16 protein-coding genes and 1 riboswitch are annotated in these 19,099 nt (G+C 70.6%); of the genes, 7 read left to right on the plus strand and 9 right to left on the minus strand.

The window, feature by feature from the left end; all coding sequences use genetic code 11:
* Positions 1 to 28 precede the first annotated feature (28 nt).
* Positions 29 to 1,462, plus strand: a complete 1,434-nt coding sequence (locus tag IE206_RS23345) for a M1 family metallopeptidase (RefSeq protein WP_189965108.1) — start codon at positions 29 to 31, stop codon at positions 1,460 to 1,462.
* A gap of 51 nt (positions 1,463 to 1,513) precedes the next feature.
* On the opposite strand, the gene IE206_RS23350 is transcribed toward IE206_RS23345, so the two are convergent.
* Both IE206_RS23350 and IE206_RS23355 read right to left on the minus strand, forming a co-directional pair.
* A complete protein-coding gene (locus IE206_RS23350; protein WP_189965342.1) occupies positions 1,514 to 3,016 on the minus strand; it encodes a M4 family metallopeptidase in 1,503 nt (500 codons plus the stop codon).
* Between the two features lie 298 nt (positions 3,017 to 3,314).
* Positions 3,315 to 3,890: a TerD family protein gene (locus IE206_RS23355; protein WP_189965110.1), complete on the minus strand. Its 576-nt coding sequence runs from the start codon at positions 3,888 to 3,890 to the stop codon at positions 3,315 to 3,317.
* A gap of 188 nt (positions 3,891 to 4,078) precedes the next feature.
* Between IE206_RS23355 and arfB the strand changes: the two genes are divergently transcribed.
* On the plus strand, positions 4,079 to 4,513 hold the full coding sequence (gene arfB, locus IE206_RS23360) for an alternative ribosome rescue aminoacyl-tRNA hydrolase ArfB (protein ID WP_189965344.1): 435 nt from the start codon (positions 4,079 to 4,081) through the stop codon (positions 4,511 to 4,513).
* A 40-nt stretch (positions 4,514 to 4,553) separates the two neighbouring features.
* Here arfB and IE206_RS23365 read toward each other — a convergent pair whose 3' ends face one another.
* The gene (locus IE206_RS23365; RefSeq protein ID WP_189965112.1) at positions 4,554 to 6,227 is read right to left on the minus strand and encodes an FG-GAP repeat domain-containing protein; all 1,674 of its coding nucleotides are present in this window, start codon (positions 6,225 to 6,227) and stop codon (positions 4,554 to 4,556) included.
* 226 nt (positions 6,228 to 6,453) lie between these two features.
* Positions 6,454 to 7,020, minus strand: a complete 567-nt coding sequence (locus IE206_RS23370) for a flavin reductase family protein (RefSeq protein ID WP_373300969.1) — start codon at positions 7,018 to 7,020, stop codon at positions 6,454 to 6,456.
* Positions 7,021 to 7,350: 330 nt separating this feature from the next.
* Between IE206_RS23370 and cdgB the strand changes: the two genes are divergently transcribed.
* Together cdgB and IE206_RS23380 are read left to right on the plus strand one after the other, a co-directional pair.
* Positions 7,351 to 9,027 carry a diguanylate cyclase CdgB gene (gene cdgB / locus IE206_RS23375; protein WP_189965114.1) on the plus strand — a complete coding sequence of 559 codons (1,677 nt, stop codon included), beginning with the start codon at positions 7,351 to 7,353 and terminating at the stop codon, positions 9,025 to 9,027.
* 110 nt (positions 9,028 to 9,137) lie between these two features.
* Positions 9,138 to 10,127 (plus strand): CBM35 domain-containing protein, encoded by a 990-nt coding sequence (locus tag IE206_RS23380; RefSeq protein ID WP_189965116.1) that lies wholly within the window; start codon positions 9,138 to 9,140, stop codon positions 10,125 to 10,127.
* A gap of 41 nt (positions 10,128 to 10,168) precedes the next feature.
* On the opposite strand, the gene IE206_RS23385 is transcribed toward IE206_RS23380, so the two are convergent.
* The 3 genes from IE206_RS23385 to IE206_RS23395 all read right to left on the minus strand — a co-directional run bounded on the left by IE206_RS23385 (position 10,169) and on the right by IE206_RS23395 (position 13,315).
* Complete coding sequence (locus IE206_RS23385; RefSeq protein WP_189965118.1) at positions 10,169 to 11,089, minus strand: 1-phosphofructokinase family hexose kinase; 921 nt, start codon at positions 11,087 to 11,089, stop codon at positions 10,169 to 10,171.
* Positions 11,090 to 11,168: 79 nt separating this feature from the next.
* Positions 11,169 to 12,314: an N-acetylglucosamine-6-phosphate deacetylase gene (nagA, locus tag IE206_RS23390; RefSeq protein WP_189965120.1), complete on the minus strand. Its 1,146-nt coding sequence runs from the start codon at positions 12,312 to 12,314 to the stop codon at positions 11,169 to 11,171.
* A complete protein-coding gene (locus IE206_RS23395; RefSeq protein ID WP_189965122.1) occupies positions 12,314 to 13,315 on the minus strand; it encodes an ROK family protein in 1,002 nt (333 codons plus the stop codon). Before IE206_RS23395 ends, nagA begins: the two co-directional genes overlap by 1 nt.
* 233 nt (positions 13,316 to 13,548) lie before the next feature.
* Between IE206_RS23395 and IE206_RS23400 the strand changes: the two genes are divergently transcribed.
* The 3 genes from IE206_RS23400 (at position 13,549) to otsB (ending at position 16,163) form a co-directional block, all read left to right on the plus strand.
* Entirely contained in the window at positions 13,549 to 14,814 is a 1,266-nt protein-coding gene (locus tag IE206_RS23400) for an extracellular solute-binding protein (RefSeq protein WP_226598991.1), read from the plus strand.
* A 212-nt stretch (positions 14,815 to 15,026) separates the two neighbouring features.
* Positions 15,027 to 15,257, plus strand: coding sequence for a DUF3263 domain-containing protein (locus tag IE206_RS23405; protein WP_189965124.1), 231 nt, complete (start codon positions 15,027 to 15,029; stop codon positions 15,255 to 15,257).
* 66 nt (positions 15,258 to 15,323) lie between these two features.
* On the plus strand, positions 15,324 to 16,163 hold the full coding sequence (otsB, locus tag IE206_RS23410; RefSeq protein ID WP_189965126.1) for a trehalose-phosphatase: 840 nt from the start codon (positions 15,324 to 15,326) through the stop codon (positions 16,161 to 16,163).
* 112 nt (positions 16,164 to 16,275) lie between these two features.
* Here otsB and IE206_RS23415 read toward each other — a convergent pair whose 3' ends face one another.
* Together IE206_RS23415 and IE206_RS23420 are read right to left on the minus strand one after the other, a co-directional pair.
* Positions 16,276 to 17,748, minus strand: coding sequence for an alpha,alpha-trehalose-phosphate synthase (UDP-forming) (locus IE206_RS23415; RefSeq protein ID WP_189965128.1), 1,473 nt, complete (start codon positions 17,746 to 17,748; stop codon positions 16,276 to 16,278).
* Between the two features lie 74 nt (positions 17,749 to 17,822).
* A complete protein-coding gene (locus IE206_RS23420; protein ID WP_189965130.1) occupies positions 17,823 to 18,797 on the minus strand; it encodes a glucosyl-3-phosphoglycerate synthase in 975 nt (324 codons plus the stop codon).
* Between the two features lie 136 nt (positions 18,798 to 18,933).
* Positions 18,934 to 19,088: riboswitch (SAM riboswitch) on the plus strand.
* Positions 19,089 to 19,099: the final 11 nt, after the last annotated feature.

The following is a 19,099-nucleotide window of genomic DNA, read 5'->3' on the forward strand; positions in this document are numbered from 1 at the left end:
CGCGGCCGCCGCCCTTAGGATCACAGGCGTGGACAAACGACCGGAGAGGCGGACGGCATCGCACCCGTGCGGGGCGCGCCGCACCCGCCTTGCCGTCGTCCCGCTGCTCACCGTCCTCGTCATCACCTCCTGCACCGGCGGCGTGAACGGCACCCCCGGCTCCTCCGGCACGCGCGACCCGCTCTTCCCCAAGCTCGGCAGCGACGGCTACGACGTCCAGCACTACAGCCTGGAGCTCGACTACGACCCGGCGAGCGGGCACCTCAAGGGCGGGGCCACGATCGTCGCGCGGGCCACCAAGAACCTCAGCGCCTTCGCCCTCGACTTCGCCGGGATGGACGTCGAGGGCGCCACCGTCGACGACGAGCCCGCCGCCGTCAACCGGGCCGGCGACGAGCTGACGCTGCGCCCCCACAGAGACCTCGCCCGGGGCGAGACGTTCACCGCGTACGTGCGCTACTCGGGCAGCCCGAAGACCATCACGGACCTCGACGGCTCCGAGGAGGGCTGGCTGAAGTCGCCGAACGGGAGCGTGCTCGCGCTCGGCGAACCGACCGGCTCGATGGCCTGGTTCCCGTCCAACAACCACCCGAGCGACAAGGCCACGTACGACATCAAGGTGACGGTGCCGAACGGTCAACAGGTGGTTTCCAACGGCGAGTTGGTGTCGAAGCTCAGCAAGGGGGGGCGCAGCACCTTCAGCTGGCGGGTCAAGGAGCCCATGGCCACCTACCTCGCCACCGTCGCCATCGGGCCGTACGAGATCGACGACAAGGGGACGACCAAGTCCGGCATCCCGATCTACAACGCCGTCGACCCGGGTGTGAAGAAGCAGACCGCCGGCGTCGTCGCCCGGCTCCCGGAGATCATCGCCTGGGAGGAACTCAACTTCGGGCCCTATCCGTTCTCGTCCACCGGCGTGGTCGTGGCGCCGGAAAAGGCCTCGGGCTACGCGCTCGAGACGCAGAACCGGCCGGTGATACCGCTGGACCACTTCGATCTGAGCACCCTCGTGCACGAGCTCGCCCACCAGTGGTTCGGCGATTCCGTCACCCCGGCGGTGTGGCGCGACATGTGGCTGAACGAGGGCTTCGCGCAGTACTCGGAGTGGCTGTGGGCCGAGGACCACGGCGGGTTGAGCGCTCAGCAGCAGTTCGAGGAGGAGTACGCCAAGGGCGACGGCGACGAGATCTGGGCCTTCCCGCCGGCCGAGCCGCCGACCGCCGCCGAGGTGTCCGCGCGGCCGGTGTACGTGCGCGGCGCCATGGTCGTCCACAAGATCCGGGAGGCCGTCGGCGACGAGAAGTTCTACACGCTCGTCCAGGACTGGGTGCGCACCCACCGGCACGCCAACGCCTCGACCGAGGATTTCACCCGCTTCGTGGACGAGAAGGCGGGGCACAAGCTCTCGGCGGTGTGGGACACCTGGCTCTACGGGGACGGGAAGCCCGACTCCCCGTAGAACCAGGTGGGTTTATCCGCTACTTCACACCGGTTACTTCACACCGACCGGTCACTTCACGTTGACGGCGGTCCAGGCGGCCGCCACCGTCTTGTACTCGGTGCTGGTCGTGCCGTACAGGTCGCCCGCCGCCTTGAGGGTCGCGGCGCGCGCGGCCTTGTAGTTGGTGGTCGACGTCATGTACGTGGAGAGCGCCTTGTACCAGATCTTGTACGCCTTCACCCGGCCGATCCCGGTGACCTTGGAGCCGTCGGAGGTCGGCGAGTTGTAGTTCACACCGTTGATCGTCTTCGCACCGCTGCCCTCGGACAGCAGGTAGAAGAAGTGGTTGGCGACGCCGGACGAGTAGTGCACGTCCTTGTTGCCGACCCCGCTCGACCAGTAGTCGGCCGATCCGCCGTCCTTGCTGGGCTTGTCCATGTAGCGCAGCGGCGTGCCGTTGCCGTTGATGTCGATCTTCTCGCCGATGAGGTAGTCGCCCTTGTCGGAGGCGTTGTTGGCGTAGAACTCGACCGACGTGCCGAATATGTCGCTGGTCGCCTCGTTGAGGCCGCCGGACTCCCCGCTGTAGTTCAGCTTGGCGGTGGCGGCGGTCAGACCGTGGCTCATCTCGTGCCCGGCCACGTCCAGCGCGGTGAGCGGCTTCTTGTTGCCCTCGCCGTCGCCGTACGTCATGCAGAAGCAGCTGTCGTCCCAGAACGCGTTGACGTACGCGTTGCCGTAGTGGACCCGCGAGTAGGCGGCCTTGCCGTTGCCCGCGATGCCGTTGCGGCCGAGCTCGGTCTTGTAGAAGTCCCACGTCTCGGCCGCACCGTAGTGGGCGTCGACGGCGGCGGTCTCGCGGTTGGACGGCGAGCCGTTGCCCCACGTGTCGGTGGACTTCGTGAAGAGCGTGCCGGTGCCGGAGCTGCCGCCCTTCAGGTCGTACGTCTTGTGACCGCCGCGCGAGGCGTCGGTGAGGCTGTAGGTCGAGCCGCTCTTGGTGGTGCCGAGCGTGACCGTGCCGGAGTACTCGCTGGTGCCGATGCCCGTCTCGATCTCCTCGTGGGAGTAGAGCTGGGCGCCGGTGGTGGCGTCCGTGACGATGTCGCGGCGGCTCGGCGTGCCGTCCGGCTGGGTGCCGGTGACGGTGCGCTCGAAGGCGAGGACGGGCTTGCCGTCCGCGGCCCAGACGACCTTGTGCGAGCCGGTGGGGGCGGCCTTGAGCGCGGTGGTGGTGGCAACGGCTATCTTCGCGTCGGTCGCCTTGTCGACGCCCTTGAGGGCGCCGTTCTTCGCGGTGTGCACCACGAGGTCGCCGCCGAGGACGGGCAGGCCGTCCAGGGTGCGCTCGTAGCGGGTGTGGACCGTACCGTCGGCGTCCTTGATCACATCGCGGACGACGAGCTTTTCCTTGGCGCCGAGCCCGATTTGCTGGGCAGTGGCGGGCGCGGCGTCCTGGGCCGTGCGCAGGGCGTCGGCACGCTGAGCGGTGCTGAGGTCCAGGGCGGTGGCACCGGCGGCGCGGTCGGTGGCGCCGGCGGTCGAGCCGGCCTGGACGCCGACGACGACCATGGCGGCGGATGCTGCAAGAGCGGCGGCACGCAGAGTGGTTCGCACTCGGTGGTCTCCTTCACTCGTTCCGTGGGGGCGAGTTGGAGACTGCCAGCTAATGACTACTTCTTGACAGAGACCCGACAAATATTTGGCTTGATCGTGTCCGAAACTGGGTCGTTGGTGTCCGCTGACCGACTAATTCAAGCCGCGCGAGGGGGAGTTGAGACACCGGATGCACATGAGGTGGCTCCGCGGTGAACGAGGAGGTGCCCCCGGCGTGAACGCCGGGGGCACCTCACATGCGTCAGCGGGGTCGTCAGACGTTCACGCCGAAGTCCTGCGCGATGCCGACCAGGCCCGAGGCGTAGCCCTGGCCCACGGCGCGGAACTTCCACTCGGCACCGTTGCGGTACAGCTCGCCGAAGACCATCGCGGTCTCGGTCGCGGCGTCCTCGCTCAGGTCGTAGCGGGCGATCTCGGCGCCGCCGGCCTGGTTGACGATGCGGATGTAGGCGTTGCGCACCTGGCCGAAGTTCTGCGAGCGGGTCTCGGCGTCGTAGATGGAGACCGGGAAGACGATCTTGTCGACGTCGGCGGGCAGGCCCGCCAGGTTGACGTTGATCGACTCGTCGTCGCCCTCGCCCTGGCCGGTGGTGTTGTCACCGGTGTGGACGATGGTCTGGTCCGGCGTCGACTTGTTGTTGAAGAAGACGAAGTGACCGTCCGAGTACACCTTGCCCGTCGCGTTCACCGCGATGGCCGAGGCGTCGAGGTCGAAGTCGGTGCCGGTGGTGGTACGGACGTCCCAGCCGAGGCCGACCGTGACGGCGGTCAGGCCCGGGGCCTCCTTGGTGAGCGAGATGTTGCCGCCCTTGGACAGGCTTACAGCCATGGGATGTCCCCTTCTTCGTGATGTGCGGGCTTCGAGCCGTCCCGAAGCTACCGTCATTCCCCATAACGTCGGCGGGGGACCGTGAGGTTCCAATCCGCTTTGCTTTCTTTGCCAAGGGGCCGACAAGAGATCGGCGCGGGCGAAGGTGAGGGGAAAAGCGGGTGACGCCGTGCCGCGCACCCGTCACCATGGATGTCATGTCCGGGCCCTATCTCATCCGCGGCTCCGTCTCCCTCCCGGAGGCCGAGCTGATCTGGCGTTTCTCCAGGTCGTCAGGGCCCGGCGGCCAGCACGTCAACACCAGCGACTCCCAGGTGGAGCTCCGCTTCGACCTGGCGAGGACCGAGGCACTGCCGGAGGTCTGGAAGTCCCGGGCGCTGGACCGGCTCGCGAGCCGTCTGGTGGGCGGCGTCATCTCCGTACGCGCCTCCGAGCACCGCTCGCAGTGGCGCAACCGCGAGACCGCGGCGGTGCGGCTCGCGTCCCTGCTGGCCGAGGCCACCGCCCCGCCGCCCAAGCCGCGCCGCGCCACGAAGATCCCGCGCGGCATCAACGAACGGCGCCTGCGCGAGAAGAAGCAGCGCGCCCAGACGAAGAAGGGGCGGTCGGGGCGGGACTGGTAGGCCCAGTCCTCCCGTCCGCCCCTTCGTCATCGCTGCCGGGTCAGAACAGCTCGTTGTAGATGTTCCAGCCGCCGCCGAGCGGGGCGCGCGGCTTGAACTTGCCGCCGTAGGCACCCTGTCCGTCGTACCGGTAGGCCTGGCCGGACGCGTCCGTCGCGATCACGTCGGTGGTCCCGTTGCCGGTGGCGTCGGCCACGGCGGCCAGCCCGGTGTAGCCGTTCCACCCTCCGCCGAGGTCCTGGCGCGCGCGGAACGGGGCGGCGCTGTTGCCGGTACCCGGGTACAGGTACAGGTGACCGTCCGTGCCACGCGCCAGGAGGTCGGCGCGGCCGTCCCCGTCGACGTCGCCCGAGCCGAGGATCTTGTTGTACGTGTTCCAGCCGCCGCCGAGCCGAACCGGTGCGGCGAACTTTTGGGCGGAGCCGTCGCCCTGGAACAGCCAGAGCGTGCCCGCCTTGTCGCGGGCGACCAGGTCCCCGAGCCCGTCGCCGCTGAGGTCCCCCGGGCCGACGATGGAGTCGTAGGCGCTCCAGTCACCGTCCGCGACATCGCTCCCGCCCACGTGGTCGCCGTCGACGTGGAGCTTGCCGTCGACCACCTGAAGGCGGGTGCAGGTGCCGTTCCGGGAGAGGGCGTTGGCGACGGCCACCGTGTACCGCGCGTAGGGATCGGGGTTGTTGGTGTTGCCCGGGCCCCAGAGGGAGGCGTCTGTGAACTGTCCGTTGTTCAGCGCCATGCGGCGCCAGTTCGCGTCCTTGGCGTCGCGGGCGAAGAACTGGTCCTTGCCGTACCCACGCGGGGCGCCGGAGTTCCCGAGCAGCGTGGCCGCCTGCCAGCCCGACCGCCACTTCACCGGGTCGGCGAAGCCGCCGTCGCCCTTCGCCCGGTACATGTACAGGTCGCCGTCCTGGGTGCGGGCGAGCAGGTCGGAGAGGCCGTCGCCGTCCAGGTCGTCGGCGCTCAGGAGCTGGTTGTACGCATGCCAGCCCGCACCGAGCCGGACGGGTGACTTGAACGGCTTGTCGGCGTTTCCGGTGCCGCCGATGAAGAGGAGATCGTCGGTCCTGTTGCGGACGTAGAGGTCGCCTATACCGTCGCCGTCCGCGTCGGCCACGCCGACGATCTGGTCGAAGTCGCTCCAGCCTTCGGCGACCTTGACGCCCGCACCGAACGGCGCCTTCAGGTCGCCGGTCCCCGCGAACAGGTACACGTCGCCGTCGTAGGTGCGGGCGATGAGGTCGTTCTTGCCGTCGCCCGTCAGGTCACCGGCGGCGACGATCCGGTCGTACTTGTTCCACCCGGTGCTCTTCCAGTCGTAGCCGTACTGGGCGTTGTCGAAGTTCGCCTTCATGTAGAGCGAGCCTTCGGCGTCGGTCCACATCAGCTCGGGCCGGCCGTTGCCGTCCAGGTCACCAGGGGTGATCACATCCTTGATGTCCTGGCGGCGCTCGTCCATGAAGAACGGGATGTTCCGGGTTGCCGAGCCGTCGATGCTGACCCGCATGGAGCCGGCGATGCTCAGGACGATGTCGCCCTTTCCGTCACCGTTGTAGTCGAACCGGGGCTTCGCCTTGGTGGTGGCCGCCGCCTTCGGCGCCCCCGGGCCCTTGTCCTCGGCCAGCGCCGGAGTGCTGAGCATCGTCCCCGCCGCGACGGCGATCGCCGTGCAGGCCGCGATACGGCGAGCGCGGCTGGACATACGGGTGTTGCGCATGGTCCCCCCCAGGACATGGGCGTACGTGGATGGCGTACGCGGAATGTGTCCGGACAGCGAAGTGTGTGTGCCCGGCGTGTAAACGGAGCTTATGCAGGGTGACTTGGGGGAAAGAAGAGGTTTGTGTGACAGCTGAGTCACAGGGGGGAACGGACCCATGACGTCCGTTTCGCCCCGCAGAGGGAGGGGCCGGTCCGACTGCCGGGACCAGCCCGAAGCGGAGGGGTCACCCCAACTGCCGGTACCGCCCCCGGAAGTACGTGAGCGGCCCGCCCTCCGCGCTCGGCAGGTTCGCCGTCAGGACGCGGCCGATGGCGAGCGTGTGGTCGCCTGCCACCACGCGCTGTTCGGTCCGGCATTCCAGGGTCGCCAGCGCGCCGCCGACCAGGGGGGCGCCGCTCGCCTCGCCCCTGGTGTACGGGATGTCCTCGAACAGCAGACGGTCGCTGATCCGGCCCTTCATCGCGAACCGGCCCGCGATGTGCCGCTGGCTCTCGGAGAGCAGGGACACCGCCCACAGGGGCTGTTCCGCGAGGAGGTCGTCCATCCGCGAGCCGTTGCGCAGCGAGACCAGGACGAGGGGCGGGTCGAGGGAGACCGACATGAAGGCCGTAGCGGTCATGCCGACGTCCTCGCCGCGCGGGCCGTCGTCGCTGTCGTGCGCGGTCACCAGGACCACGCCCGCGGCCAGCCGGGACATCGCGGCGCGGAACTCGTCATTGCTCACCCCCACAGGATGAGGGGTTCCCGGGGCAAGTGTGGAAAGGGCGGCGGTAAGGGGTGTCTGCAACACAACCGGAACGCTAGTCTCCTGCCACCGCGGACCACATCGGGCCCGGGGACCAGCCGGGACCTAGGTCTCGTGGCCGAGGCGCACTCTCTTGTCAACGGGCTCGGCGAAGTTCCCAGCCCGTTCTCAGTTTGCGTTCAGGAAAGGTAGGGGGCAAAGACGGAAAGAACGGCCAACCCCCCATCATCTGCTGTGACTTGAGTCACAGAAGGCACTATTTGTTGACCCTGTGTACCGGCTAGACAGCTCGCTGTGATTCAGTGGCGGGACAGTGCAAAAGGAATGTCGATCTGAAGCCAGGAGTTGCTGTCGAGGTCTCGGGGAGAGCGAGCAATGGAGACCGAGTCGGAGCCCTACGTCCGTCTTGCGACCCTGCGGCAGCTGCACCAGGTGGTCGGGGAGCTCAATACGGCCCGCAGCCTCGCGGACACGCTGCAGACCGTTGCGGACGGCGTCATCGCGGGACTCGGCTACGAGCTGGCCTGCGTCAATCTCGTACGCCCCGACGGTGACCTGGTCGTCGCCGCCTTCGCCGGCAACGCCGCCGCAGAAGCCCTGATCACCGGCCGGGTCGGATCCCGCAGCTCCTGGGAGCGCCGCCTCTCGATGGGCGAGGACTGGGACGGCCTGCGCTTCATCCCGCACACCGAGGGCTGGGTGCTCCTGGAGGACGACGTACCCCAGTGGTACACGGAGGGCCCCGACCCGCGGTTCGAGGACGAGTGGCATCCGCAGGACCGGCTCTACGCCCCGATGTACTCCGCGGGCGGCACACAGGAACTCCTGGGCGTCATCTCCGTCGACAAACCCCGCAACGGCCGCAAGCCCGGAGCCTGGGGGCGGGAAGCGCTCCAGATGTATGCATCGCAGTCCGCGATTGCGATCAGCAACGCCCGGCTCCGCGCAAACATGCAGCGCGCGCTGGTCCGCCTGGAGCGCGAGCAGCAGGCGCTGCGCGCCAGCGAGGAAAGCTTCCGCCAGGCCTTCGAGTACGCGCCCTCCGGCATGGCCATCGCCGAGATGGGCGGCGACCAGCACGGGCGGCTGCTCCGCACGAACGACGCGCTGTGCCGGTTGCTCGGGCGGCCCGCCTCCGTCATGCGGCGCTACTCCTTCGCCGACCTCGTGCACCCCGAGGACATAGGGACACTGCTGCGCACCTCCGCCGAGGGCGGCCGGGCCGAACTGCGGCTCGGCCGGCGCGACGGCACGTATGTGTGGGTGTCGCTGCGCAACTCCGTGGTCGCCGACACCGCCGACGGGCCGCGCTTCCTGCTCACCCACGTCGAGGACATCGAGGACCGCAAGCGGCACGAGCTCCAGCTCGCCCACCGCGCCTCCCACGACGCCCTCACCGGCCTGCCCAACAGCGCCGAGCTGCGCGCGAGGCTGTCGGCGCGGCTCTGTCCCCGGCCGCACTCGGTCGGCCCGGCGAGTGCGGCCGAGACCCTGGACGCGGCCTACGGGCAGCTCCCGGCGGCCACGGGCGAGTCCGAGGCGCACGGGCACGCGTTCCGCGCCGACGGCTTCGACTTCGACGCGCTGCCGGGCGGCGGACCGTACGACCACCACGTCCACACCGTGGCGCCCGACAGTGAGATCGACGACGGCACGAAGGGGCTCGCGGTGCTCTTCTGCGACCTCGACGGCTTCAAGTCGATCAACGACAGATTCGGCCACCACACCGGTGACGCGGTCCTCATCGAGGTCGCCCGCCGGCTCACCACGGGGGTGCGCGACGGCGACACCGTGGCCCGGCTCGGGGGTGACGAATTCGTCGTCCTCGCGGACGGACTCGGCGCCGCGGACGCCGCCGACCTGGCCGTACGGCTCCGCAACGCGATCATCCCGCCCATCCGGGTGGACGGCCGGGCGGTCCGCGTCGGGGCCAGTTTCGGCATCGGCTGGGCCAGCTGCGGAATGTCCGTCGAAGAGGTCCTGCGCTCCGCCGACCAGCGGATGTACATCGAGAAGCGCTCCCGCTCCAAGGTCCACCGCCGCGCCGGGTGACCAAATCCGGACAACGATCACGTGTGGTCGGCGCCAGACCGGGCAGTGGTCCGTTCGGGGTAGGCTCGGCCGGTCGGCGACGGCTGGCGGACAGTGAGGAGTGACCCCGGATGACGACGCCCGGCAACAACGGCGCGAACACCCCCGAGGACGACGATCCGTTCGGCTACCTCTACGAGGACGGGCAGGCCGCAGGCGCCAACCCGCCCCGCACGGGTGGCGGCTACGGCTACCCGGGTCCGACGGTGGGGCAGCAGCAGCCCGGAGTCCCCAGGACGTCGTACAACCAGGTGCGCACGGTCGGTCAGCGCCAGTACGGCCAGATCCCGCAGCAGCAGTACCAGGGGCCTCCGCAGCAGCAGGGCCCCTCGCCGCAGCAGCAGTACGGGCAGCCGACCGCCCAGTACGCGGCGCCCGAGACCTACCCCGGCGGCGCCCCGCTCCGGCAGGGGCCGCCCCCGCAGCAGACCGGCGGCGGCGGTCGCGGACCCAACACCAAGGGCCTTTTGATCGGCGCGGTCGCCGTGGTCGCGGCCGTCGTCATAGGCATCGCCGTGGCGCTGGCCAGCAACAGCGGCGACAAGGACAAGAAGGACGACACCGCCAACCCTGGCAAGTCGTCTTCCAGCCAGCCTTCGCAGCAGCCGAGCACCGACCCGTCGGCCTCGGCCTCCGCCCCGGTGAACCTGCCCAAGGACGACGCGGCGACGCTGACCCTCGGCGGCTCCGCGCAGGTCGGCACCAACGTGCCGGGCGCCAAGGGCACGGGTGGCGCGTTCGTCGGCAACTTCAACAGCGTGGGCGCCTCCGTCACCTGGAAGCCCAACGTCCCGAAGGCCGGCCAGTACAGGCTGTACCTGCAGTACGGCATCCCCGGCGTGGACGCGAACGCGACGATAACGCTCAACGGCAAGGCCGAGTCCCGCCCGATGAACATGAAGAACTTCGCGCACTCCCCGGCGGGCGACTGGGCCAAGGGCTGGCAGAACACGTACGCCCTGGTGCAGCTCGACAAGGGCGTCAACGAGATCAAGCTGTCCTGCGAGCAGGGCAACCAGTGCAACGCCAACCTCGACCAGCTCTGGCTGGCCGCCCCGTAAAACGTATGGCCTCGTAAACGTCCGCGGACGTTGTGCTCGGCTCAGCGCGCGTGCTCGGTCACGCGCACCGAGCCGAGCATTTTCTCGTACGCCCCGGAGTCGAACTCGCCCGCCGCGGGCGCCAGTACGGTCGCCGCGGACAGGGCCACCGCGCGCGTCAGGCGGCCGGGCCAGTCCAGGCCCTCGACCAGGCCCGACAGGAGACCGGCCACCGCCGAGTCGCCCGCGCCCGTCGGATTGCCGCGCACCGCGGCCGGCGGGGCCGCCTGCCACAGGCCGTCGGGGGAGGCGGCGAGCATGCCCTGTGCGCCGAGCGAGGCGACCACCGTGTGGGCCCCGCGGCGGCGCGCGTCCCGGGCCGCCCGCAGCGGCTCGCGCGAGCCGGTGAGCTGGGCCAGCTCGTCGGCGTTGGGCTTGACCAGGTCGGGCCGGGCCGCGATGCCGCGCCGCAGCGGCTCGCCGCTGGTGTCCAGGAGCACGGGCACCTTCGCGGTGCGGGCCTGGCGCACCAGCTGCGCGTACGCCCCGACCGGCAGCCCCGGCGGCAGGCTCCCGCACAGCGCCACCGCTTCGGCGCCGTCCAGCAGTCGCCCGTACGTGGCCACGAACGCGTCCCACTCGGCGGGCGAGACGAGCGGGCCCGGTTCGTTGAGCTGGGTGGTGTCGCCGGACACCGCGTCCACCACGGCGATCGTGCGACGGGTGGCGCCCGCGATGGGGACGAGTTCGTCGACGGGCGCGAGCGCGGCGAGCCGCGCGCGCAGCACCTCGCCGCTCGGGCCGCCCGCGAATCCCGTCACCACCGTTTCGTGCCCGAGCGCGGCGAGCACCCGGGCGACGTTGAGGCCCTTGCCGCCGGGGCGCTCCGCGACCTCGTCGACGCGATGGCTCGCGTGCGGTACGAGGGCGGGGACGCGGTAGGTGATGTCGAGTGCGGTGTTCAGCGTGACGGTCAGAATCACGGGGTGATCATGTCAAAAGGACGGCGGCAGGCCCAGACCCCGGACCGGCCGCCGTACCGGACATCACCGCCGGCGGAACTCAGCCGAGCTGCGGCTCGACCACCCAATCGCCCTTGCGCAGAACGCCCTTGACGGTGAACCCGGCGTCCAGGACCACCAGGTCGGCGTCCTTGCCGGGCTCCAGCGAGCCCACCTTGTCGTCGAGGCCGAGCAGCCGCGCCGGGTTGGCCGAAAGCGCCCGTACGGTGTCTTCGACCGAGATGCCGTCGACCGTCACCGAGCGCTGGAACGCGCGGTCCAGGGTGAGCGTGGAGCCCGCGATCGAACCGCCCTCGACGAGCCGGGCCACGCCCTCCTTGACCTCGACCTCCAGGGGGCCCAGGTGGTAGAGGCCGTCGCCGAACCCGGCCGCGTCCATGGCGTCGGTGATGAACGCGACCCGGTCCGCGCCCTTGTGGCGGAAGGCGAGTTCGAGGGCCGCGGGGTGCAGATGCGTACCGTCGTTGATGAGCTCGACGGTGATCCGCTCGTCCTCCAGGAGGGCCGCGATCGGGCCCGGCTCGCGGTGGCCGAGCGGGGGCATCGCGTTGAAGAGGTGGGTCGCGACGGTGGCGCCCGCGTCGATCGCCTCGACGGTCTGCTCGTACGAGGCGTCGGTGTGGCCGATCGCCGCGATCACGCCGTGCTCGGCGAGCAGCCGCACCGAGTCGAGGCCGCCGGGCAGCTCCGTGGCCAGGGTGAACATCTTCGCGGTGCCGCGCGCCGCGTCCATCAGCTTGCGGACCTCGGCCGGGTCCGGGTGGCGCAGCAGGCCCTCGCTGTGCGCGCCCTTGCGGCACGGGGAGATGAACGGGCCCTCGAAGTGGATGCCGGCCAGGTCGCCCTGCTCGACCAGCTCGGAGAGGAGCCCCGCGCGCTGGGCGAGGACGTCCATCTCTCCGGTCACCGTGGAGGCGACGACGGTGGTGCTGCCGTGCAGCCGGTGGGTGTGGACGCCCTTGAGGACGTCCTCGACCGTGCCGTTGGTGAACGATGCGCCACCGCCGCCGTGGTTGTGCATGTCGACGAAGCCGGGCACGACCCAGTGGCCCGCGAGGTCGAGCGAGGGCGAGCCGGCGGGGGCGGCCCCGGCGATCGTGGTGCCGTCGACGATCACGCGTCCGTTCTCGACGACCCCGGTCGGGAGGACGACGCGGGCGCCGGAGAGAACAAGCGATGCGGCCATCAGGCGGTTACCTCACTGGAGTCGGAGTCGGAGTCGGAGTCGGGGTCTGGGTCGGGGTCGGGAGCGGTGGTGGGGGCGGCGGCCCCGGCGACGAGGTCCCAGGCGAGCAGGCCCGCACCGAGACAGCCGGCGGTGTCCCCGAGGGCCGCGGGGACGATCTCGGGCAGCTTCTGGAACGTCACGCGCTCCTCGACGGCGGCCCTCAGCGGTACGAACAAGGTTTCCCCGGCTTCGGCGAGTCCGCCACCGATGATCAGCACCCGGGGGTCGAGCAGGGTGAGCGCCGTGACCAGGCCGTCCGCGAGCGCGTCGACCGCGTTCTGCCAGACGGCGAGCGCGCGGGGGTCGCCGGACTCGACGGCCTTGGCGCAGTCGGCGGCGTCCGCGTCCGGATCGCCGCTCGCCCCGGCCCAGGCCAGCGTCACCGCGGAAGCCGAGGCGAGGCGCTCCAGGCAGCCGCGCTGGCCGCACGGGCATGCGATGCCGCCGGGTCGTACGACGATGTGGCCGATCTCCCCGGCGAAGCCGTGCGCGCCCGGCTCGACCCGGCCGTCGATGCCGATCGCGCCCGCGATGCCGGTGCCGAGCGGGATGAACAGGAAGCGGTCGGCGCCCTTGCCCGCGCCGATCCGGCCCTCGGCGAGGCCGCCGGTGCGCACGTCGTGGCCGAGCGCGACCGGCACCCCGCGCAGGCGCTCGCTGAGCAGCCGCCGCATGGGTACGTCGCGCCAGCCCAGGTTGGCGGCGTACGCGGCGATCCCGTTCTCGGCATCCACGATGCCCGGCACGGCGACGCCGGCCGCGACCGCGCTCTCGCCGAAGTGCTCCTCGCCGTACGCCCGCAGATCCGCGGCGAACGCGAGGATCGACTCGACGACCGCGTCGGGGCCGCGCTCTCTGCCGGTGGGCCTGCGCGCCTCGTGGAGGAGGGTGCCGTGCGCCCCCACGAGGGCGGCCTTCATCCCGGTGCCGCCCACATCCAGGGCGATGACGTGTCTCACGGGAACAGTCTCGCGCCAACACCCATGAAAGGTCTAGTCCACTCGCCGAATGAAGGGGAAAGCGCTTTCTGCTCGCAAAGTTTCCCAATGTACTCTTGCACCGGGCGTTGCGGAAGCGATATGCGACTGGTGTAGACCTCATTCCCCCGTGTGAGGGAAAATCGCAGCTCACATACAGGACGTCACGGGGACCGACTGGATCCGCCAGGATCACGACGAGGGTGGGATAGCGCGTGCGCAGGCGCTTCTTGGGCTTCACCGCGGCGGTGGCCGCATTCGGCATGACGGCAGTGCTCTCGGGATGCGGCGGGCAGAGCGGTTCCGGCGACGTCACCCTCAAGCTGGTGGCGGCCGACTACGACATATCCGGCGGCGGCAGTACGAAGACGTACTGGCACAACGTTGTCGACGCGTTCGAGAAGAAGAACCCCGGCATCAAGGTCGACGTCCAGATCTTCTCCTGGGACGTCGTCGACGCCAAGGTCGCCGAGATGGTCAAGGCGGGCAACGCCCCCGACATCGCACAGATCGGCGCGTACTCCGACTACGCGGCGAGCGGCAAGCTCTACAGCGTCGACCAGCTCCTCTCCATCCCCACCGAGGCCAACTTCCTGGCGCCGCTGGCGGACGCGGGCAACGTCAAGCGCGTCCAGTACGGCATGCCGTTCGTGGCCTCCACGCGACTGCTCTTCTACAACCAGACGCTGTTCGACCAGGCCCACATCCGGCCGCCGAACACCTGGGCCGAGCTCGCCACCGACGCCAAGGTGCTCAAGTCCAAGGGTGTGAAGACCCCCTTCGCGCTGCCGCTCGGCAGCGAGGAGGCGCAGGCCGAGACCATGATGTGGATGCTCAGCGGCAACGGCGGCTACACCAACACCGTCGACGGCTACGACATCGACTCGCCCGAGAACATCCAGACCTTCGACTGGCTGAAGACCAACCTGGTCGAGCCCGACCTGACCGGCCCGGTCGCACCCGCCAAGCTCAACCGGCAGGACGCGTTCGACGCGTTCGCCAAGGGCGAGGTCGGCATGCTCAACGGCCACCCCTCGCTGATGGAGCAGGCGAAGAAGAAGGGCATCAAGTTCGGCATGGTGCCGCTGCCCGGGCCGGGCGGCAAGGCCAAGGCGGCGATGGGCGTCGCCGACTGGATCATGGGCTTCAAGCAGGGCGGCCACCGGGCGCAGATCGGCAAGTTCCTGGACTTCACGTTCTCCGACCAGAACGTGCTGCAGTTCGCCGACCAGTACGACCTGTTGCCGTCCACCGTGTCGGCGTCCTCGGCGATGGCGGCGGACGCCAAGCACAAGGACCTGAAGCCGTTCCTGGACGCCCTGCCGACGTCCGAGCTGCCCCCGGTCGGCAAGACGTCGTGGCCGAAGGTGAGCGAGACGGTGAAGAAGAAGATCGGTACGGCTGTGGGGCCGGGGGGTTCGCCGAAGGCGGTCCTCCAGGACATCGCGAAGGTGGCGCTGGACGCGGAGAACGCGGAATAACCCCGGGTTCCTCGGGGCTCCGCCCCAGACCCCGGGGGGGGTGCCGCGACACCCTGCCAAGTCCCGCGCTGCCAGGGGCGCGGGCAACCGCGCGACCAGCCGCCCACGGTCCGCGGACGGATGGGGGTCTGGGGCGGAGCCCCGGCGCACCCCGCCGAATCCTGCACCCCGTCCCGGCACCCTGCACTCCTGCCAGGTCTACCGTGGACGACATGGCAGAAGAGCTGGACGACCGCGCAAGCGCCGTGCTCCGGATGGAGGGCCGGGCCTGGCCCACCCCCGGGGCCAAGGAACGGGCCATCCGGGAGGAGCTCGGGGTCTCTCCCACGCGCTACTACCAGCTCCTCAACGCCCTCCTGGACGACACCCGCGCCCTCGCCCACGCCCCCGTCACCGTCAACCGCCTGCGCCGGGCCAGGGACGAACAGCGCGACCGCCGCTGACGCACGCGCCGTTGCGCCATACGTGCACCCACCCCCACCCGCCCGGACCCCGATAGGGTCGGCCGCATGGGAAGCCAACCGCAGCCCCTGCCGACCCCCGCCACCCAGCTCGGCCGCGACGGCCTCGCCGCGATCCTGGCGCGCCCGGAGCGGGCCGTCGTCGCGATCGACTTCGACGGCACGCTCGCCGAGATCGTCGCCGACCCCGAGCAGGCCCGGGCCCACCCCGACGCCGTACCCGCACTGGCCGCGCTGACCCCGCACGTCGCATCCGTCGCCGTCGTCACCGGCCGGCCGGCCGGAGTCGCGGTCCGGTACGGGGGCTTCGCGGGCGTAGCCGGCCTGGAGCACCTCGTGGTCCTGGGCCACTACGGCGCCGAGCGCTGGGACGCGGTCACCGGCACCGTCCATACCCCCGCCCCCCACCCCGGCGTGGCCGCCGCCCGCGCGGAACTCCCCGGGGTCCTCGACGCGCACGGTGCCTGGCGCGGCACCTGGATCGAGGAGAAGGGCCAGGCCGTCGCGGTCCACACCCGCCGGGCCCAGGACCCCCAGGCCGCCTTCGACGCCCTCCGCACCCCCCTCGCCGACCTGGCCGCCCATCACGGGCTGGTCCTCGAACCCGGCCGTCTGGTACTGGAGTTGAGGCCCCCGGGCATGGACAAGGGGGTGGCGCTCGCCGCGTACATACGCGAGGTGGGCGCCGAGTCGGTCCTGTACGTGGGCGACGACCTGGGCGACCTCCCCGCGTTCGCCGCCGTGGAAAAACTCCGCTCGGACGGCGTGCCGGGGCTGCTGGTGGCGGCGGACACGGTGATCGCGGAACTGGCGGAGAGAGCGGACCTGCTGCTGACCGGTCCCGCGTCGGTGACGACGTTCCTGCGAACGCTGGCCGCCCACATGTAGCCCCGGCAGGGGCGGGTTGCGATTCGGCGAGGTGCCCTGGGGCTCCGCCCCAGGGGGCCCGCGCCCCCGACTCCGGGGCGCGGGCAGGTGGGTGGGAAACGCCCCTGGCCCCCTAGCCCCCCAACCCCTCCAACTGCCCCAAAAACCACCGCCGAGGCGGCACCGCAGTCCCCGCCACAGCCAACCGCTTGGTCCGCTCGGCCCGTTCCTCCTCCGCCATGCTCAGCCCCGCGTGCAACGCGGCAGCCGTCCCCGTGATGTCGTACGGGTTCACGACAATCGCGTCATCGCCGAGCTCCGCGACCGCCCCCGCCTCCCGCGACAGCACCAGCGCGCACCCCGAGTCGGACACCACCGGAACCTCCTTGGCGACGAGGTTCATGCCGTCCCGGACGGGGTTGACGAGGGCGACGTCCGCGAGCCGGTAAGCGGCGAGCGACCGGGCGAAGTCGTCCTGGACGTGAAGGACGACAGGAGTCCAACCCGGCACGCCGTAAACGGAGTTGATCTCGGCCGCCACCCGTCCCACCTCCTCCGTGTACTCCCGGTACACGGCCAGATCCTGCCGGGAGGGATACGCGAAAGCCACGTGCACGACCCGCTCCCGCCACTCCGGGTGCGTGTCCAGCAAATGCCGGTAAGCCAGCAGGCCCCGCACGATGTTCTTCGACAGCTCGGTGCGGTCGACCCGCACGATGGTCCGCCGGCCCTCCCCGATCTGCTCGCGCAGGGCGGCCATGCGCTCCTCGACGTCGGCCTCGTGCGCACGCCGCCGCAGGAAGTCGCCGTCCGCGCCGAGCGGGTGCACGGCGAGGTCGGTCTCGCGAGCGGCACGCTCCCCACTCACCCCGTGCCGGAAGAAAACCCGCCCCTCCCCGCCGGGCGAGCCGACCCACTCGCCCTCGTCCGCCCCCAGCACCCCCGCAACCGACTCCGCGAACGCGGAGGCCCACCGCCAGGTGAGGAACCCCAGCCGGTCCGCTCCCAGCATCCCCCGCAGCAGCTGCCGCGCGATGTCGTCCGGGAGCATCCGGAAGTAGTCCACCGGCGCCCACGGAGTGTGCGAGAAGTGGGCGATGCGCAGATCGGGGCGGAGCGAGCGGAGCATCCCCGGCACCAGGGCCAGGTGGTAGTCCTGCACCAGGACGCGCGCCGCGTCCCCCGCCTCCGCCGCCAGCGCCTCCGCGAAGGCGCGGTTGTACGCCTCGTACGACGCCCACTGCCGCCGGAACTCCGCGTCGAAGACCGGCTCGAGGGGCGTCTGGTACAGCATGTGCTGGACGAACCACAGCACCGAGTTCGCGACGCCGTTGTACGCGTCGGAGAAGACGGCCGGGTCGATGTCCAGCATCCGGACGCCCGTCTCGCCCACGCCGCGCCGCACCGCCTCGCGGTCTCCCTCGCCGAGCGCCGCGCACACCCACACCGACTCCACGTCGGAGCCGATCGCGCTCAGCCCGGACACGAGCCCGCCCCCGCCCCGCTTGGATTCGAGGGACCCGTCCTCCTTCAGCGCGTACGAGACGGGGCCGCGATTCGATGCGACGAGTACCTGGGCCCTGGGGGCGGCGTGCGCGGTGACCATGTTGCGGAACCTAGCCCGCCCCGCAACCCCTCAAACACGCGTACGCCCGCCCCCGGGAGCGGGATCCGGCCGTCCTACGCCGCCCGGTGCACCGCGTACTCCTCGACGTCCCGCATGGGCGGCCGCTCCTCGGTGTCCACGGCGTACGTATGCGGTACGAAGCCGTGCTCGCCGCGTTCGAACTGGGTCAGCTCCGGCCGTACGAGATGGCCCCGGGACAGCCTCAGCTGCGCGGTGCGGTAGATCGCGGCGGCCATCCGGCCGAGCGCCTGCCCGTCCTGGTGGCGGTGCTTGCGTACGCCCACGTCGACCTGCGCCAGCGCGTCGAGCCCCACCGTGTGCAGCGCGTCGACGAGCAGCGCGAGCTCCACCCCGTACCCGACGGGGAACGGCAGCCGCTCCAGGAGCGAGCGCCTGGCCGCGTACTCGCCCCCCAACGGCTGGACGATTCCGGCCAGTTGGGGCCAGTGGAGATTGAGCAGCGGCCGCGCCACGAGCTCGGTGACCCGACCCCCCTGGCCCGGCGTCCTGCCGGAGGCGAGCGAATCGGACTCGGCGCCGAAGGGGCGGTCGTACATCGCCTTGACGAAGTCCACGTCCGGGTCGGTCAGGAGCGGCCCGACGATCCCGGAGACGAACCCCGCGTCGAAGTCCTTCAGGTCCGCGTCGATGAAGCACACGACGTCGCCGCTGGTCACGAGGAGCGAGCGCCACAGCACCTCGCCCTTGCCGGGCAGCGCGGGTATGCGGGGCAGGATCGCGTCCCGGTGGACGACCCGGGCGCCGGCCTTCGCCGCGACCTCGGCCGTGCGGTCGCCGGACCCGGAGTCGATCACCACGAGCTCGTCGACCAGGGGCACCGAATCGGTCATCAGCTCGCGCCGGATCGCGGCCACGATCTCACCGACGGTGGCCTCCTCGTCGAGGGCGGGCAACACGACACTGACGGTCGTACCCGTGCGCTGTTTCGCGGCCAGGATCCGCTCGACCGGCCGCTCACTCGCGGACCAGGAACGCCTGCTCAGCCAGCGCTCCACCTCTTCCAGCACGGTTCCTGGCCTCCTCATGTGATCCATCTCGCGGTTCGGACGACTATCTCAACCGTCCGGGCCTTCGGTTACAGTCTTGAACAACGCGGATGACCGTCGCATGTCGGGGGTCGTCGTCACGCTGACAATCGAATACCGCTCATCCAGAGGGGCAGAGGGAAACGGCCCGTTGAAGCCCCGGCAACCCTCCAGTCGGTTCTCGTCGATCTCTACGATCAAGACACGAGGCCACCGGCTAGGGAAGGTGCCAAATCCGTCTCATGGCGATGTTCGCCATGAGGAAGATGAGGAGAAAGGGCCTC

The organism is Streptomyces violascens (assembly GCF_014649955.1).
In the GTDB taxonomy this organism is placed as follows: Bacteria; Actinomycetota; Actinomycetes; order Streptomycetales; family Streptomycetaceae; genus Streptomyces; species Streptomyces violascens.

Bases quoted from the DNA above. Each gene is read 5' to 3' on its own strand.
- IE206_RS23350 (WP_189965342.1), bottom strand. From the start codon at position 3,016: ATGGTCGTCGTCGGCGTCCAGGCCGGCTCGACCGCCGGCGCCACCGAC.
- IE206_RS23355 (WP_189965110.1), bottom strand. From the start codon at position 3,890: ATGGCTGTAAGCCTGTCCAAGGGCGGCAACATCTCGCTCACCAAGGAG.
- arfB (WP_189965344.1), top strand. From the start codon at position 4,079: ATGGATGTCATGTCCGGGCCCTATCTCATCCGCGGCTCCGTCTCCCTC.
- IE206_RS23365 (WP_189965112.1), bottom strand. From the start codon at position 6,227: ATGCGCAACACCCGTATGTCCAGCCGCGCTCGCCGTATCGCGGCCTGC.
- cdgB (WP_189965114.1), top strand. From the start codon at position 7,351: ATGGAGACCGAGTCGGAGCCCTACGTCCGTCTTGCGACCCTGCGGCAG.
- IE206_RS23380 (WP_189965116.1), top strand. From the start codon at position 9,138: ATGACGACGCCCGGCAACAACGGCGCGAACACCCCCGAGGACGACGAT.
- nagA (WP_189965120.1), bottom strand. From the start codon at position 12,314: ATGGCCGCATCGCTTGTTCTCTCCGGCGCCCGCGTCGTCCTCCCGACC.
- IE206_RS23405 (WP_189965124.1), top strand. From the start codon at position 15,027: ATGGCAGAAGAGCTGGACGACCGCGCAAGCGCCGTGCTCCGGATGGAG.
- otsB (WP_189965126.1), top strand. From the start codon at position 15,324: ATGGGAAGCCAACCGCAGCCCCTGCCGACCCCCGCCACCCAGCTCGGC.
- IE206_RS23415 (WP_189965128.1), bottom strand. From the start codon at position 17,748: ATGGTCACCGCGCACGCCGCCCCCAGGGCCCAGGTACTCGTCGCATCG.